This window comes from Citrobacter sp. RHBSTW-00881, assembly GCF_013728515.1.
Classification (GTDB): Bacteria; Pseudomonadota; Gammaproteobacteria; order Enterobacterales; family Enterobacteriaceae; genus Citrobacter; species Citrobacter braakii.
In genome coordinates, this window is the sequence record NZ_CP056269.1 from 1,609,030 (window position 1) to 1,625,305 (window position 16,276).

At 55.0% G+C, this 16,276-nt stretch carries 16 protein-coding genes; 14 read left to right on the forward strand and 2 right to left on the reverse strand.

The window, feature by feature from the left end; translation table 11 throughout:
* Positions 1–8: 8 nt before the first annotated feature.
* From nuoJ to nuoN, 5 genes are all read left to right on the forward strand, one after another.
* Positions 9–563 (forward strand): NADH-quinone oxidoreductase subunit J, encoded by a 555-nt coding sequence (nuoJ, locus tag HV311_RS07635; RefSeq protein ID WP_191220923.1) that lies wholly within the window; start codon positions 9–11, stop codon positions 561–563.
* The gene (gene nuoK, locus HV311_RS07640) at positions 560–862 is read left to right on the forward strand and encodes an NADH-quinone oxidoreductase subunit NuoK (RefSeq protein ID WP_006683663.1); all 303 of its coding nucleotides are present in this window, start codon (positions 560–562) and stop codon (positions 860–862) included. The genes nuoJ and nuoK overlap by 4 nt, the downstream gene beginning before the upstream one ends.
* Positions 859–2,700: an NADH-quinone oxidoreductase subunit L gene (gene nuoL, locus HV311_RS07645; RefSeq protein WP_016153832.1), complete on the forward strand. Its 1,842-nt coding sequence runs from the start codon at positions 859–861 to the stop codon at positions 2,698–2,700. The genes nuoK and nuoL overlap by 4 nt, the downstream gene beginning before the upstream one ends.
* Before the next feature lie 76 nt (positions 2,701–2,776).
* On the forward strand, positions 2,777–4,306 hold the full coding sequence (gene nuoM / locus HV311_RS07650; protein WP_016153831.1) for an NADH-quinone oxidoreductase subunit M: 1,530 nt from the start codon (positions 2,777–2,779) through the stop codon (positions 4,304–4,306).
* A 6-nt stretch (positions 4,307–4,312) separates the two neighbouring features.
* Positions 4,313–5,770: an NADH-quinone oxidoreductase subunit NuoN gene (gene nuoN, locus HV311_RS07655; RefSeq protein WP_016153830.1), complete on the forward strand. Its 1,458-nt coding sequence runs from the start codon at positions 4,313–4,315 to the stop codon at positions 5,768–5,770.
* A gap of 92 nt (positions 5,771–5,862) precedes the next feature.
* Here the strand turns inward: nuoN and HV311_RS07660 are convergent, their stop codons facing one another.
* Both HV311_RS07660 and rbn read right to left on the reverse strand, forming a co-directional pair.
* Positions 5,863–6,867 carry a chemotaxis protein gene (locus HV311_RS07660; protein WP_191220924.1) on the reverse strand — a complete coding sequence of 335 codons (1,005 nt, stop codon included), beginning with the start codon at positions 6,865–6,867 and terminating at the stop codon, positions 5,863–5,865.
* A 64-nt stretch (positions 6,868–6,931) separates the two neighbouring features.
* Positions 6,932–7,849: a ribonuclease BN gene (gene rbn / locus HV311_RS07665; protein ID WP_191220925.1), complete on the reverse strand. Its 918-nt coding sequence runs from the start codon at positions 7,847–7,849 to the stop codon at positions 6,932–6,934.
* Positions 7,850–7,916: 67 nt separating this feature from the next.
* On the opposite strand from rbn, the gene HV311_RS07670 reads away from it, so the two are divergent.
* The 9 genes from HV311_RS07670 (at position 7,917) to pmrD (ending at position 16,274) form a co-directional block, all read left to right on the forward strand.
* Positions 7,917–8,378, forward strand: a complete 462-nt coding sequence (locus tag HV311_RS07670; RefSeq protein ID WP_181633449.1) for a GNAT family N-acetyltransferase — start codon at positions 7,917–7,919, stop codon at positions 8,376–8,378.
* A 63-nt stretch (positions 8,379–8,441) separates the two neighbouring features.
* Positions 8,442–8,747 carry a stress response protein ElaB gene (elaB, locus tag HV311_RS07675; RefSeq protein ID WP_003027683.1) on the forward strand — a complete coding sequence of 102 codons (306 nt, stop codon included), beginning with the start codon at positions 8,442–8,444 and terminating at the stop codon, positions 8,745–8,747.
* Positions 8,748–8,851: 104 nt separating this feature from the next.
* Positions 8,852–10,150 carry an isochorismate synthase MenF gene (gene menF, locus HV311_RS07680; RefSeq protein ID WP_103928409.1) on the forward strand — a complete coding sequence of 433 codons (1,299 nt, stop codon included), beginning with the start codon at positions 8,852–8,854 and terminating at the stop codon, positions 10,148–10,150.
* 84 nt (positions 10,151–10,234) lie between these two features.
* Positions 10,235–11,905: a 2-succinyl-5-enolpyruvyl-6-hydroxy-3-cyclohexene-1-carboxylic-acid synthase gene (menD, locus tag HV311_RS07685; protein WP_049042370.1), complete on the forward strand. Its 1,671-nt coding sequence runs from the start codon at positions 10,235–10,237 to the stop codon at positions 11,903–11,905.
* The gene (gene menH, locus HV311_RS07690) at positions 11,902–12,660 is read left to right on the forward strand and encodes a 2-succinyl-6-hydroxy-2,4-cyclohexadiene-1-carboxylate synthase (protein ID WP_191220926.1); all 759 of its coding nucleotides are present in this window, start codon (positions 11,902–11,904) and stop codon (positions 12,658–12,660) included. Before menD ends, menH begins: the two co-directional genes overlap by 4 nt.
* A 14-nt stretch (positions 12,661–12,674) precedes the next feature.
* On the forward strand, positions 12,675–13,532 hold the full coding sequence (gene menB, locus HV311_RS07695; RefSeq protein ID WP_003027671.1) for a 1,4-dihydroxy-2-naphthoyl-CoA synthase: 858 nt from the start codon (positions 12,675–12,677) through the stop codon (positions 13,530–13,532).
* Positions 13,532–14,494 (forward strand): o-succinylbenzoate synthase, encoded by a 963-nt coding sequence (gene menC, locus HV311_RS07700; RefSeq protein WP_191220927.1) that lies wholly within the window; start codon positions 13,532–13,534, stop codon positions 14,492–14,494. The genes menB and menC overlap by 1 nt, the downstream gene beginning before the upstream one ends.
* Positions 14,491–15,915, forward strand: coding sequence for an o-succinylbenzoate--CoA ligase (menE, locus tag HV311_RS07705; RefSeq protein ID WP_191220928.1), 1,425 nt, complete (start codon positions 14,491–14,493; stop codon positions 15,913–15,915). Before menC ends, menE begins: the two co-directional genes overlap by 4 nt.
* Positions 15,916–16,010: 95 nt before the next feature.
* On the forward strand, positions 16,011–16,274 hold the full coding sequence (gene pmrD / locus HV311_RS07710; protein WP_191220929.1) for a signal transduction protein PmrD: 264 nt from the start codon (positions 16,011–16,013) through the stop codon (positions 16,272–16,274).
* Positions 16,275–16,276: the final 2 nt, after the last annotated feature.

A 16,276-nucleotide genomic window follows, 5' to 3' on the forward strand; every position in this document is an offset into this window, starting at 1 on the left:
GAGGGGCAATGGAGTTCGCTTTTTATATCTGTGGCCTGATAGCCATTCTCGCAACCTTGCGGGTGATCACCCACACCAATCCGGTACACGCACTGCTGTACCTGATTATTTCGCTGCTGGCGATTTCCGGGGTGTTCTTCTCGTTAGGTGCTTACTTCGCGGGGGCGCTGGAAATAATCGTCTACGCGGGCGCCATCATGGTGTTGTTCGTGTTCGTGGTCATGATGCTCAACCTCGGTGGTTCTGAAATTGAACAGGAACGCCAGTGGCTGAAACCGCAGGTGTGGATTGGACCGGCAATTCTGTCGGCCATCATGCTGGCGGTTATTGTTTATGCCATTCTGGGTGTTAACGATCAGGGCATCGACGGGACGCCAATTAGCGCGAAAGCTGTCGGTATTTCCCTGTTCGGACCGTATGTACTGGCGGTCGAGCTGGCTTCGATGCTGCTGCTGGCAGGTCTGGTTGTAGCCTTCCACGTAGGGCGCGAAGAGCGTTCTGGTGAAGTGCTGAGCAATCGCACCGATGACCGCGTGAAAAGAAAAACGGAGGAGCACGCATGATCCCCTTACAACATGGACTGATCCTCGCGGCTGTCTTATTCGTACTGGGCTTAACCGGTCTGGTTATCCGCCGCAATCTGCTGTTTATGCTGATCGGGCTGGAAATCATGATTAACGCCTCCGCGCTGGCCTTCGTGGTCGCCGGAAGCTACTGGGGCCAGACCGATGGTCAGGTGATGTATATTCTCGCCATCAGCCTTGCGGCTGCGGAAGCGAGCATTGGACTTGCGCTGTTGCTGCAACTTCATCGCCGTCGCCAGAACCTGAACATCGATTCAGTAAGTGAGATGCGTGGATGAACATGCTTGCCTTAACCATTATTCTGCCATTTATTGGCTTTGTATTACTGGCGTTCTCTCGCGGTCGTTGGTCAGAAAATCTGTCCGCGACCGTGGGCGTCGGGTCGATTGGCCTGGCGGCGCTGGTGACCGCGTTTGTTGGCGTTGACTTCTTTGCTAATGGTCAACAGGCCTACAGCCAGCCGCTGTGGACGTGGATGTCTGTCGGTGACTTCAATATCGGTTTTAACCTGGTGCTGGACGGCCTGTCGCTGACCATGCTCAGTGTGGTGACCGGTGTGGGTTTCCTGATCCACATGTTCGCCTCCTGGTATATGCGCGGTGAAGAGGGATACTCCCGTTTCTTCGCCTACACCAACCTGTTTATCGCCAGCATGGTGGTTCTGGTACTGGCGGATAACCTGCTGCTGATGTACCTCGGCTGGGAAGGCGTGGGCCTGTGCTCCTACCTGCTGATCGGTTTCTATTACACCGATCCGAAGAATGGCGCTGCGGCAATGAAAGCCTTCGTCGTGACCCGTGTGGGTGACGTGTTCCTCGCCTTCGCATTGTTTATCCTCTACAACGAGCTGGGCACGCTGAACTTCCGCGAAATGGTGGAACTGGCACCTGCTCACTTTGCAGATGGTAACAACATGCTGATGTGGGCAACCCTGATGCTGCTGGGCGGTGCGGTGGGTAAATCCGCGCAGCTGCCGTTGCAGACATGGCTTGCTGACGCGATGGCAGGTCCGACGCCTGTCTCCGCGCTGATCCACGCCGCGACGATGGTTACCGCCGGTGTCTATCTGATTGCACGTACTCACGGCCTGTTCCTGATGACGCCGGAAATCCTGCATCTGGTGGGGATTATCGGGGCTATCACTCTGGTACTGGCTGGTTTCGCCGCGCTGGTACAGACCGACATTAAACGCGTTCTCGCATACTCCACCATGAGCCAGATTGGTTATATGTTCCTGGCTCTCGGGGTTCAGGCGTGGGACGCGGCGATTTTCCACCTGATGACGCACGCCTTCTTTAAAGCGCTGCTGTTCCTGGCATCTGGCTCGGTTATCCTGGCCTGTCACCACGAACAGAACATCTTCAAGATGGGCGGCCTGCGTAAGTCTATTCCGCTGGTGTATCTCTGCTTCCTGATCGGTGGCGCGGCGCTGTCGGCTCTGCCGCTGATTACCGCAGGCTTCTTCAGTAAGGATGAGATTCTGGCCGGTGCGATGGCGAACGGTCATATTAATCTGATGGTTGCAGGTCTGGTCGGTGCGTTCATGACCTCTCTGTACACCTTCCGTATGATTTTCATCGTGTTCCACGGTAAAGAGCAAATTCACGCTCACGCAGGGAAGGGGATTACACATCATCTGCCGCTGATTGTGCTGATGATCCTGTCCACCTTCGTTGGCGCACTGATTGTGCCACCGCTGCAGGGTGTACTGCCTGCGACGACCGAGCTTGAGCATGGTCGCGTGATGACGCTGGAAATTACCTCCGGTATCGTCGCGATTGCAGGCATTCTGATCGCTGCATGGCTGTGGCTGGGTAAACGTACTCTGGTGACGTCGATTGCCAACAGTGCGCCAGGCCGTCTGCTGGGTACCTGGTGGTATAACGCCTGGGGCTTCGACTGGCTGTACGACAAAGTGTTCGTCAAGCCGTTCCTGGGCGTTGCATGGCTGCTGAAACGCGATCCGCTGAACGCAATGATGAACATTCCGGCGATCCTTTCCCGCTTTGCAGGTAAAGGCCTGTTGTTAAGCGAGAACGGCTATCTGCGTTGGTATGTAGCATCAATGAGCATCGGTGCCGTCGTTGTGCTGGCTCTGTTGATGGTACTGCGTTGATCGTAAAGTGAATTTTATCCAAATTCGTTGAAAATCAGGCCTCTATTAGGGGCCTTAAAAAGGAATAAAAATCGCCATGTTACTACCCTGGCTAATATTGATTCCCTTTATCGGTGGCTTTCTGTGCTGGCAGACCGAACGCTTTGGCGTGAAGGTGCCGCGTTGGATCGCGCTGATTACCATGGGACTGACGCTGGCGCTTGGCCTGCAACTTTGGTTGCAGGGCGGCTATTCACTGACGCAATCCACTGGCATTCCGCAGTGGCAGTCTGAGTTTGTCCTGCCGTGGATCCCACGCTTTGGCATCTCGATTCATCTTGCTATCGACGGTCTGTCGCTGCTGATGGTGGTGCTGACCGGCCTGCTCGGTGTTCTGGCGGTACTTTGCTCCTGGAATGAAATCGAAAAATACCAGGGCTTTTTCCACCTGAACCTGATGTGGATCTTAGGCGGCGTAATCGGCGTGTTCCTTGCCATCGACATGTTCCTGTTCTTCTTCTTCTGGGAAATGATGCTGGTGCCGATGTACTTCCTGATCGCGCTATGGGGGCATAAAGCCTCTGACGGTAAAACGCGTATCACGGCAGCAACCAAGTTCTTCATTTATACCCAGGCGAGTGGTCTGGTGATGTTGATTGCCATCCTGGCGCTGGTGTTTGTGCACTACAAAGCGACCGGTGTGTGGACTTTCAACTATGAAGAATTGCTGAATACTCCGATGTCCCACGGCGTGGAATACCTGCTGATGCTGGGCTTCTTCATCGCTTTCGCGGTGAAAATGCCGGTGGTTCCGCTGCACGGCTGGTTGCCGGATGCTCACTCCCAGGCACCGACCGCAGGTTCCGTTGACCTGGCAGGTATCTTGCTGAAAACCGCAGCCTACGGTCTGCTGCGCTTCTCCCTGCCGCTGTTCCCGAATGCGTCAGCGGAGTTTGCACCTATCGCAATGTGGCTTGGCGTCATCGGCATCTTCTACGGCGCGTGGATGGCCTTTAATCAGTACGACATCAAACGTCTGATTGCTTACACCTCCGTATCCCACATGGGCTTCGTACTGATTGCTATCTACACCGGCAGCCAGCTGGCATACCAGGGTGCGGTGATTCAGATGATCGCGCACGGCCTGTCCGCAGCCGGTCTGTTCATCCTGTGTGGTCAGCTGTACGAACGTCTGCACACGCGTGATATGCGTATGATGGGCGGCCTGTGGGGCAAAATGAAATGGTTGCCTGCGCTGTCAATGTTCTTTGCAGTGTGTACGCTGGGTATGCCGGGTACAGGTAACTTCGTTGGCGAATTTATGATTCTGTTCGGCAGCTACCAGGTGGTTCCGGTTATTACCGTGATCTCGACATTTGGTCTGGTGTTTGCTTCTGTTTACTCGCTGGCGATGCTGCATCGCGCTTACTTCGGTAAGGCGAAGAGCCAGATTGCCAGTGTTGAACTGCCAGGGATGTCGCTGCGTGAGCTGTTTATCATCCTGTTGCTGGTCGTGCTTCTGGTACTGCTTGGCTTCTATCCACAGCCGATTCTGGATACCTCGCATTCTGCGATGAGCAACATCCAGCAGTGGTTTGTTAATTCCGTTACTACTACAAGGCCGTAAATCGCCATGACAATAACTCCACAACACCTGATTGCGCTGCTACCGCTGCTGATCGTCGGCTTGACGGTGGTGGTTGTGATGCTCTCCATTGCGTGGCGACGCAATCACTTCCTCAATGCCACGCTGTCGGTCATTGGGCTTAACGCCGCACTGGTTTCGCTCTGGTTTGTTGGCCAGGCGGGCGCTATGGACGTCACCCCGCTGATGCGGGTTGACGGTTTCGCCATGCTCTACACCGGGCTGGTGCTGCTGGCGAGTCTTGCCACCTGTACCTTCGCTTACCCGTGGCTGGAAGGCTACGACGACAACCGGGAAGAGTTCTATCTGCTGGTGCTGATTGCCGCGCTCGGCGGTATTCTGCTGGCTAACGCTAACCATCTGGCGGCGCTGTTCCTTGGTATTGAGCTTATCTCTCTGCCGCTGTTTGGTCTGGTTGGCTATGCGTTCCGTCAGAAACGTTCGCTGGAAGCCAGTATCAAATACACCATTCTGTCTGCCGCAGCGTCTTCCTTCCTGCTGTTTGGTATGGCGCTGGTATACGCGCAGTCTGGCAACCTGTCGTTTGTCGCGCTCGGTAAGAGCCTCGGCGACGGTATGCTGCAAGAACCGCTGCTGCTGGCGGGCTTCGGTCTGATGATTGTTGGCCTCGGCTTTAAACTCTCGCTGGTTCCATTCCACCTGTGGACGCCAGACGTATACCAGGGCGCTCCGGCTCCGGTTTCCACCTTCCTGGCGACGGCGAGCAAAATCGCTATCTTCGGCGTGGTGATGCGTCTGTTCCTGTACGCACCGGTAGGTGATAGCGAAGCAGTACGGATCGTGCTGGGTGTGATTGCCTTTGCTTCCATTATCTTCGGTAACCTGATGGCGCTGAGCCAGACCAACATCAAACGTCTGCTTGGTTACTCTTCTATCTCTCACCTCGGTTACCTGCTGGTGGCGCTGATTGCCCTGCAGAGCGGCGAGATGTCGATGGAAGCGGTTGGCGTTTACCTGGCCGGTTATCTGTTCAGCAGCCTCGGCGCATTCGGTGTGGTCAGCCTGATGTCCAGCCCGTACCGCGGTCCGGATGCAGACTCTCTGTTCTCCTACCGTGGTCTGTTCTGGCATCGTCCAATCCTCGCGGCGGTGATGACGGTGATGATGCTGTCTCTGGCGGGTATTCCGATGACGCTGGGCTTTATCGGTAAGTTCTACGTACTGGCGGTGGGTGTGCAGGCTAATCTGTGGTGGCTGGTTGCCGCCGTGGTGGTGGGTTCCGCGATTGGTTTGTACTACTACCTGCGCGTTGCCGTGAGCCTGTACCTGAGCGCACCGCAGCAGCTGAATCGCGATGCGCCGTCCAACTGGCAGTACAGCGCGGGCGGTATCGTGGTGTTGATTTCTGCCCTGCTGGTACTGGTGCTGGGTATCTACCCGCAACCGTTGATCAGCATCGTGCAGTTAGCGGCTCCGCTGATGTAATTCATCATGCTGTGATCGAAAAAGAGTCTGGACAATGTCCAGACTCTTTTTTTACCTGTCTTATACTCGTCATACTTCAAGTTGCTGGAGCGTCAGGCCGAAAGTTGACGGCTCACCAGCGGGCCGCTGATGCCTTTCGCTGTGCGATCCATCACTTCCTGAATTACTGAAGACAGCTCATTGACTTCGAATTTGGCCACGTAACCATCTGCTTTCACTCGGCGTACGTGATCTTCATTGGCGCTACCGGAAAGTGAGGAGTGGATAACGACCGGGATCTTCTTCAGGCGTTCGTCGGTTTTTATCTTACGGGTAAGCGTAAAACCGTCCATCTCCGGCATTTCCAGATCGGTGAGCACCAGCGCAATCTTCTCGCTGATTGGTTTACCTTCCGCTTCTGCTTCTTCAGATAGCTGTTGTATCTTTTCCCACGCATCCTGGCCCGTCACATGCATTAAGTGTGGGATCTCCATGGCGTTAAGCCCTTTTTCCAGCATCGCGCGAGCCACTTTGGAATCATCAGCCACAATCGCCACCGCACCCGGCGTAATGTTGAACTTATTGGTTTTCAGCTCTGTTGCGCGCAGGTCGTGGTTCGACGGTACAATATCGTACAGGATCTGTTCGACATCGAGCACCAGCGCCAGATTGTTAGTCTCTTTGTTCTCGTCCAGACAGGCGATACTGGTAATGTAGTGACCATTGACGGCTTTCTCGGCGGTATGCACCTGTTGCCAGTCCAGACGCATAATGTTTTCTACCGACTCCACCGCAAACGCCTGAACGCTGCGGGCATATTCCGTGATCAACAGGATGTTGAGTCCGGTCTCTGGCTTACAGCCCGCGACGGCAGGCAGATCAATCACCGGGATCACCTGATCGCGAATGTTAACCATACCCAGCAACGGGGCTTTCATACCTGCGGGACGCGTAAAGGTCGGCATCGGTACGATTTCACGCAGTTTGAATACGTTGATGCCAAACAGTTCTGATTTCTGCTCCTCGACGGATTTGCCAAGGCGAAACAGCAGCAGTTCAAAACGGTTAGACAGGGTTAGGTTTGTCCTGTCATCAATATCTTTCTGGAAATTGTTCATCCTGTCCTCAGTGTGAAAGCCAGCCTTTCCACTGTTATCGGCACTGAGGCGGAAAAATGGAGCATTAAACGGTGAAAATGGCGAAATCGTGAGCCAGTTCAGTGTCTGGAAATATCGCTTTGCACTCTTCGAGTAACCGCTGACAACCTCTTTCATCGTAGCGTGAGCTAACGTGGGTCATGATCAGGCGTCCCACTCCGGCCTCAAGCGCCAACTGGGCGGCTTGTCGGGTCGAGCTGTGACCGCGGCTGTTGGCTTTTTCCTCCATTGAGGAGTCCAGTGTGGTTTCATGTACCATCACATCCACACCGCGTGCCAGTTCAATGGCGGACGCGCAAGGTCCTGTGTCGCCGAAAATAGCCACAGATTTTCCTCTGGTGGCAGGGCCGAGAAAATCGGCACCGTTAATCGCTCGACCATCCTCCAGCACGATGGTTTTCCCGGCTTTCAAATCCTGGAACCACGGGCCCGCTTTAACACCAGCCGTCTTCAAGGCGCTGGCGTCAAGTGCCCCCGGTTTGTCGTGCTCTTCAACACGAAAACCGTAGCACTCCAGCGGATGCTCCAGCGGGTATGCCGTTACTTTACGCAGGCCGTCATCAACAATTTCACCCGCGGTGATTTCGACAATATCCAGCGGATAATCGGTCCAGGAGCCGCTCAAACGCAAAGCCGTTTCGGTAAACTCTCGCAATCCCTTTGGTCCGTAAAGCGTCAGTGGCTGGACGTTCCCCGCCATTGAGCGACTGCACAGCAGCCCCGGTAAACCAAACAGGTGATCGCCGTGTAGATGGCTGATAAAAATACGCTCGAGTTTTCCAGGGTTAAATGGCGTGGTCAGCATCTGATGCTGCGTTCCTTCACCACAATCGAAAAGCCACAGCCCCGCCTGAGTCGGGTGTTGCAGATTCAGTAAAATTGCCGTTACATTGCGTGAGCGCGTGGGGACTCCCGCAGACGTGCCTAAAAATAGTAATTCCATCTTCGCGTTACACTTTTCGCCATCAATAAGGCAGGGTGTTCAGGTTATCACAACAAAGGGGCAGACTATGATTCACTGGCAAGATCTCCACCATGCAAAGCTCAATACACAGCAGCTGTACGCTATTCTTGAGCTTCGCTGTGCGGTATTTGTTGTTGAGCAACGGTGTCCGTATCAGGATGTGGATGGTGATGACCTGAGTGGTGAAAACCGGCACATTCTGGGTTGGCATAACGATGAACTGGTGGCGTATGCGAGGATTCTGAAAAGCGATGATGAGCTTGAGCCGGTCGTCATTGGTCGGGTGATTGTAAGCGAAGCGCTGCGGGGTGAAAAATTGGGGCAACAGCTAATGACTCAGACGTTGGCCTCCTGTACGCAGCATTGGCCGCACAAGGCGCTGTATCTGGGGGCGCAGGCACATTTGCAATCATTCTATGCGCGCTTTGGCTTTGTGCCGGTCACGGATATTTATGACGAAGACGGTATTCCACACGTCGGAATGGCGCGGGAAACACATCAGGCGTAAACAGGCGCAAACACGCCTGATTGTCTATAGTTAGCGGGTACGTCAATAGAAAGGGAGAATAAAATGTCTTTTCATTCTTATGAATCACGTATCGATGACGATCTGGAATTATTGAGTGAAACGCTGGAGGAGGTGCTGCGTTCTTCCGGCGATCCAGCCGATCAAAAATACCTTGAGTTAAAAGCGCGGGCAGAGCGGGCGTTAGAAGAGGTGAGAAATCGCGTCAGCCACGCCTCTGACAGCTACTATTACCGCGCGAAGAAAGCCGTTTGCCGGGCGGATGATTATGTGCATGAAAAACCCTGGCGCGGAATCGGCGTTGGCGCCACGGTCGGTTTAGTGATGGGATTATTGTTAGCACGGCGATAAATTCCATTCCGTCAGCGCATTTGTACGTACTCCCTAACTGGGGGTACTGCTTTTTCTGCTCAGTACCCCGTATAATGTGAGGTTTTTAACAGGGAGAGGTCCGCGTGCATTCAATCACTACTGCGCTGGAAAGTCTGATGCGTCATTTGTCGCAAGAGATACCAGCAGCACCTGGAATTCGTATTTACGATATCCCTTTCCCACTGAATGATGCGTTTGACGCTTTAGGATGGCTGGCCAGTCAACCCGTCTGGCCCCAGTTTTACTGGCAACAGCGTAATGGCGATGAAGAAGCCGCCGTACTGGGCGCTGTTGCTACATTTTCCTCTCTCGAATTAGCCCAGCATTTTTTACATCAGCATAATGATAATCCTGACCTGCGTATCTGGGGCCTGAATGCCTTTGAGCCTCAGCGCGGCCATTTGTTATTGCCACGGTTGGAGTGGCGACGTTGCGCCGGAGTGGCAAGCTTACGCTTACATCTCTTTAGCGACGTGTCGCTGCGTGAAGACGCCGCGCAGGCGGTGGCGTTTATCTCATCGCTCGCCAACGTAAAGCCGCTGCCCGCATTGCGTCTGCGTTTGACGGGAGAACAGAACTGGCCGGATAAAACTGGCTGGACAGACCTGATAAAACTCGCCACGCAAACGATCAATGGGGAACAACTCGATAAGGTCGTGCTGGCGCGGGCGACCGATTTACAGTTTTCCCAGTCGGTTAACGCCGCGGCCGTGATGGCTTCCAGTCGTCGTCTAAACCTGAACTGCTACCATTTCTTTATGGCGTTCTCCGCAAAGTGTGCGTTTCTTGGTTCTTCCCCTGAACGGCTGTATCGGCGGCGTGACACGGCGCTGCGCACCGAGGCGCTGGCGGGAACCGTTGCCAACCACCCTGAGGATCATCGGGCCTGGCAGTTGGGGGAATGGCTAATGAAAGATGATAAAAACCAGCGCGAGAATATGCTGGTGGTCGAAGATATTTGCCAGCGTCTGCAAGGCTGTACGCAAACTCTTGATGTGCTGCCGCCACAGGTGCTTAGACTGCGCAAAGTGCAGCACCTGCGCCGCTGTATCTGGACGGAACTGAATCAGGCTGATGATACGCTTTGTCTGATGCAGCTCCAGCCCACGGCGGCAGTCGCAGGTATTCCGCGTGAGCTGGCGCGTGAATTTATCCAACATAATGAACCGTTTGAACGCGAGTGGTATGCCGGTTCTGCGGGTTACCTTTCTCTGCGCCAAAGCGAGTTTTGCGTGTCATTACGGTCGGCGAAAATTAGTGAAAATGTGGTACGCCTGTATGCCGGGGCAGGGATCGTGCGTGGTTCAGATCCTGAACAGGAATGGCAAGAAATAGACAATAAAGCGGCAGGACTGCGCACTTTATTACAGATGGAAGGGTAATGAGTTGTATATTACCGACTCATATCAAAAATCCATTTATTCGATTCTTTATACTGTGTCGCAATATTGATACCGGACAATCTCATGTCAGTAAGCGCATTTAACCGACGCTGGGCGGCGGTCATTCTGGAAGCACTCACTCGCCACGGCGTCAGGCATGTCTGCATTGCCCCTGGCTCTCGTTCTACACCGTTGACTCTGGCGGCTGCGGAAAACCCCGCTTTTATTCACCATACTCATTTTGATGAGCGTGGCCTTGGGCATCTGGCCTTAGGTCTGGCAAAAGTCAGCCGGCAGCCTGTCGCTGTGATTGTGACGTCCGGTACGGCGGTTGCAAATTTGTATCCCGCGTTGATTGAAGCGGGCCTGACCGGTGAAAAGCTGATTCTACTCACGGCTGACAGACCTCCTGAGCTTATCGACTGCGGCGCTAACCAGGCGATTCGTCAGGCCGGAATGTTTGCCTCGCATCCATCGCAAACGCTCTCTTTACCGCGCCCGACCCAGAACATTCCGGCTAGTTGGCTGGTATCCACCATTGATAACGCCTTAGCTGCGCTGCATAGCGGGGCGGTTCATATCAATTGCCCATTTGCAGAACCGCTGTATGGCGACATGGACGAAACGGGGATTGACTGGCAGCAGCGCCTTGGCGACTGGTGGCAGGATGATAAACCCTGGCTGCGTGAAGCGCGTCGACTGGAAAGCGACAAACAGCGTGACTGGTTTTTCTGGCGACAAAAACGCGGCGTTGTTGTTGCAGGCCGCATGAGCGCGGAAGAGGGCAAAAAGGTTGCGCAGTGGGCGCAGATGCTAGGCTGGCCGCTGATTGGCGATGTTCTGTCGCAAACCGGACAACCTTTGCCGTGCGCCGACCTGTGGCTGGGAAATGCGAAAGCGGTCACTGAATTACAGCAGGCGCAGATTGTGGTGCAGCTTGGCAGTAGCCTGACCGGAAAACGGCTCCTGCAGTGGCAGGCCAGCTGTGATCCGCAGGAATACTGGATTGTCGATAATATCGAAGGCCGCCTTGATCCGGCTCACCATCGTGGGCGCAGGCTGGTAGCGACGGTTGGCGACTGGCTGGAGCTGCATCCGGCGGAGAAACGTCAGCCCTGGTGCGTGGAGATCCCACGCCTGGCGCAACTGGCCTGGCAGGCGGTAGAAGCCCGTCGCGACGCGTTTGGTGAAGCGCAATTAGCCCACCGTATCCGCGAATACTTACCGGAGCAGGGGCAACTGTTCGTGGGCAACAGTCTGGTGGTGCGCCTGATCGATGCGCTGTCGCAGCTTCCGGCGGGTTACCCGGTCTATAGCAACCGTGGCGCGAGCGGCATTGACGGCCTGCTGTCAACGGCAGCAGGCGTACAGCGCGCCAGCGCGAAATCGACGCTGGCTATCGTCGGCGATTTATCTGCGCTGTATGACCTCAATGCGCTGGCGTTATTGCGCCAGGTTTCCGCGCCGTTTGTCCTGATAGTGGTCAATAATAACGGCGGGCAAATTTTTTCCCTGTTGCCGACGCCAGCAAGCGAACGCGAACGGTTCTACCTGATGCCGCAGAACGTGCATTTTGAGCATGCTGCCGCCATGTTTAACCTTAAATACCAGCGCCCGGAAAACTGGGAGCAACTGGAGAGCGCGTTGACTAACGCCTGGCGTACTCCGGCGGCAACGGTGATTGAGCTGGTGGTAAACGAAACTGATGGGGCGCAAACCCTGCAGCAACTGCTGGCGCAGGTAAGCCATCTATGATCCTGCACGCGCAGGCGAAAGTGGGCCAGACGGGATTTCCCTGGCTGGTTTTCCTGCACGGTTTTTCCGGTGATTGTCGGGAATGGCAGACGGTTGGCGAAGCGTTTAAGAATTATTCGCGGCTGTATATCGACCTGCCGGGACACGGTGGCTCCGCTGACATCAGCGTGAGCGGATTCGACGACGTAAGCGCTTTGCTGCGTAACACGTTGCTTAGTTACAACATACTTAAATACTGGTTGGTAGGTTACTCTCTTGGCGGCAGAGTCGCGATGATGGCGGCTTGTCAGGAGATGCCAGGACTGTGCGGTCTGGTGGTTGAAGGTGGACATCCAGGCTTGCAAAGTGAGGAGGCGCGCGTTCAGCGTCGCCTCTCTGATGGTCGCTGGGCTGCGCGTTTTCGCGCTGAGCCGTTGTGCGAGGTGTTTATTGACTGGTATCAACAGCCGGTTTTTTCCTCGCTGAATGCGGCGCAAAGAGAAGCGCTGGTCGTACTGCGTAGCCAGAATAACGGGCATACGCTGGCAGCGATGCTGGAGGCCACCTCGCTAGCCGTACAACCTGATTTACGTGCGCAACTCACTACGCGCACATTTCCGTTTTATTATTTATGTGGTGAACGTGACGATAAATTCCGTGCTCTGGCGGCGGAAATATCCGTACCAAGCCATGTGATTCGTAATGCCGGACACAACGCGCATCGGGCCAATCCCGCTGGCGTGGTGGACTGTCTGGCTCAGATTCTGCATCGCTGACTATAGGACATTTTATGATCTATCCTGATGAAACAATGCTTTACGCACCGGTAGAATGGCACGATTGCTCTGAAGGCTACACCGACATTCTCTACGAGAAATCCACCGACGGTATCGCAAAAATCACCATTAATCGTCCGCAGGTACGCAATGCCTTCCGTCCGGTCACCGTGAAAGAGATGATCCAGGCGCTGGCGGATGCTCGCTACGATGACAACATTGGCGTGATTATTTTGACCGGTGCTGGCGACAAAGCGTTCTGCGCTGGTGGCGATCAGAAAGTGCGCGGTGACTACGGCGGATACCAGGATGATTCCGGTGTGCATCACCTGAACGTACTGGACTTCCAGCGCCAGATTCGTACCTGTCCGAAGCCGGTAGTGGCGATGGTTGCAGGCTTTTCCATCGGCGGCGGCCATGTGCTGCACATGATGTGTGACCTGACCATTGCGGCTGAAAACGCCATCTTCGGCCAGACCGGTCCGAAAGTCGGTTCCTTCGATGGCGGCTGGGGTGCCTCTTACATGGCGCGTATTGTCGGTCAGAAAAAAGCGCGTGAAATCTGGTTCCTGTGCCGTCAGTACGATGCGAAGCAAGCGCTGGATATGGGCCTGGTAAACACCGTGGTTCCGCTGGCCGATCTGGAAAAAGAGACCGTACGCTGGTGTCGTGAAATGCTGCAAAACAGCCCGATGGCGTTGCGCTGCCTGAAAGCTGCACTGAACGCCGACTGCGATGGTCAGGCTGGTCTGCAAGAGCTGGCGGGTAACGCCACCATGCTGTTCTACATGACGGAAGAAGGTCAGGAAGGCCGTAACGCCTTTAACCAGAAACGTCAGCCGGATTTCAGCAAATTTAAACGGAATCCGTAATGCGTAGCGCGCAGGTATACCGCTGGCAGATCCCCATGGACGCGGGGGTGATTCTGCGCGACAGGCGGTTAAAAACGCGTGACGGGCTGTACGTTCGCCTTTGTGACGGCGAGCGCGAAGGGTGGGGAGAGATCTCCCCGCTGCCGGGCTTCAGTCAGGAGAGTTGGGAAGAGGCGCAAACCGAGCTGCTGTCCTGGGTCAACGGCTGGCTACAGGGGGATTCTTCCTTACCGCAGCTGCCTTCGGTCGCCTTTGGCGCAAGCTGTGCGCTGGCCGAACTGGCTGGCGTATTGCCAGAAGACGCAGACTACCGTGCAGCGCCGCTGTGTACGGGCGATCCTGATGATCTGGTACTGCAACTGGCGGACATGCCGGGTGAAAAAGTAGCGAAGATCAAGGTCGGACTGTATGAAGCGGTTCGCGACGGTATGGTTGCCAACCTGCTGCTTGAGGCTATTCCGGAGCTGCATTTACGTCTTGACGCCAACCGAGCCTGGACGCCGTTGAAAGCCCAGCAGTTCGCGAAGTACGTTAATCCAGAGTACCGCGGGCGCATCGCTTTTCTCGAAGAGCCATGCAAAACCCGCGATGACTCTCGTGCTTTTGCGCGTGAAACCGGCATTGCCATTGCCTGGGATGAAAGCCTGCGTGAAGCGGATTTCATCTTCGAAGCCGAAGAGGGCGTCAAGGCAGTGGTTATCAAACCTACGCTGACGGGCAGTCTCGAAAAAGTGCGCGAACAGGTGGAAGCGGCGCATGCACTTGGTCTCACCGCTGTTATTAGTTCGTCGATCGAGTCGAGCCTGGGCTTAACCCAACTGGCGCGAATTGCCGCCTGGCTGACGCCGCAGACCATTCCGGGGCTGGATACCCTGAGCCTGATGCAGTGCCAGCAGGTACGCACCTGGCCGGGTAGCGCATTGCCGTGTATCGATGTTGATGCGCTGGAACGCCTGCTATGACCCTGCGGGAAACGCCCGATAGCGTAAGCATATCGGGCCTGGTACAACCCGATGACTGGCCGTGGCGTCACTGGCGACAGGTTCGTGCAGAGGTGCCTGCTCTACGCCTCAACGATGAAGTATTAAGTTGGAGCGAGCTCTGCATGCGCGTTGACCATCTGGCCAGCGGTTTTGCCGCTCAGGGCGTGGAAGAGGGCGATGGCGTCCTGCTTCGCGCCTGGAATCATCCACGTGCTTTGCTGGCCTGGCTGGCATTGCTGCAATGTGGGGCGCGGGTTTTACCTGTGAACCCACAGCTGCCTCAATCGCTGCTTGACGCGCTGGTCCCGGACTTAACGCTGCGTTTTGCGCTGGATCTTGAGACCGCTAATGTTCTCGCGGGACTCCATCCGTTGCAGATGCAGGCAGTGCCAGGCAAGCATGCCGCCGCGTGGTTACCCCAGCGTTTGAGTACGATGACGTTAACCTCAGGTTCTACCGGATTGCCAAAGGCAGCGGTGCATACCTGTCAGGCTCATCTGGCAAGCGCGCAGGGGGTGCTGTCATTAATGCCGTTTGACGCTGAAGATGACTGGCTGCTCTCGCTGCCGCTGTTTCATGTTTCCGGCCAGGGTATTTTGTGGCGTTGGTTGTTTGCCGGGGCACGAATGACCGTGCGCGACAAGCAGCCGTTGGAGCAAATGCTGGCTGGATGCACTCATGCTTCGCTGGTGCCCACGCAGCTGTGGCGCCTGCTGGTCAACAAAACGGCGGTAACGCTCAAAGCCGTGCTCCTGGGTGGCGCGGCAATTCCTGTTGAATTGACGGAACAGGCGCGCGAGCAAAGGATTCGCTGCTGGTGCGGTTACGGTTTAACGGAGTTTGCTTCTACAGTCTGTGCGAAAGAGGCGGATGGCCTGGCGGATGTAGGGTCACCCCTGGCAGGCAGAGAAGTCAGAATCGTTGATGGTGAAGTCTGGCTGCGTGCCGCCAGCATGGCGCAAGGTTACTGGCGTAACGGGCAACTGATTCCTTTAGTAAACGCGGAAGGCTGGTTTGCCACCCGCGATCGCGGGCTGTTGAAGGACGGCAAGTTAACCCTTGTCGGTCGGATGGACAATCTGTTCTTTAGCGGCGGGGAAGGCATACAGCCGGAAGAGGTGGAACGCGTGATTGCTGCGCATCCGCATGTTCTGCAAGCCTTCATTGTGCCGATAGAAGACAAAGAGTTTGGTCATCGCCCGGTGGCGGTCGTTGAGTATGACACCAATGCCGGTGACACAAATCTGGCAGAGTGGGTGAAAGATAAGCTGGCCCGCTTTCAGCAACCAGTATGCTGGCTGACATTGCCACCCGAACTAAAATCCGGAGGGATTAAAATCTCTCGTCGTGCGCTGTCAGATTGGGTAAGTGCTTCATTCTTAAAATTAAGCAAACAGTAATTACATTTCTCACTTTCGCTATTGAGTCGCTATTGTCATTTTGTTTATCTGCTAATGTGTAACCTGTTGTGAAATTTTTTAACAAAAGGTGCGCTATGGAATGGCATGTGAAGAAGTCTTGCTGTCACAAAAAAGCAGGCAGGCTCTATATCGTACTTTGTGATAGCGGCGGTTCGCTAAAGATGCTGGCTGAGGCGCAATCTTCCGAGTGGGTTAAGCCCGGAGACCTCCTTTCACCGCTGAAAGATGCACTGTATTGCATTAATCGCGATACCTCACGGTTAATCAAAATAATTGATGCCAGACAGTACACGTGCGACGAATGGGAACGCCTGTTACGACTGTCTGAAGATAAATAATC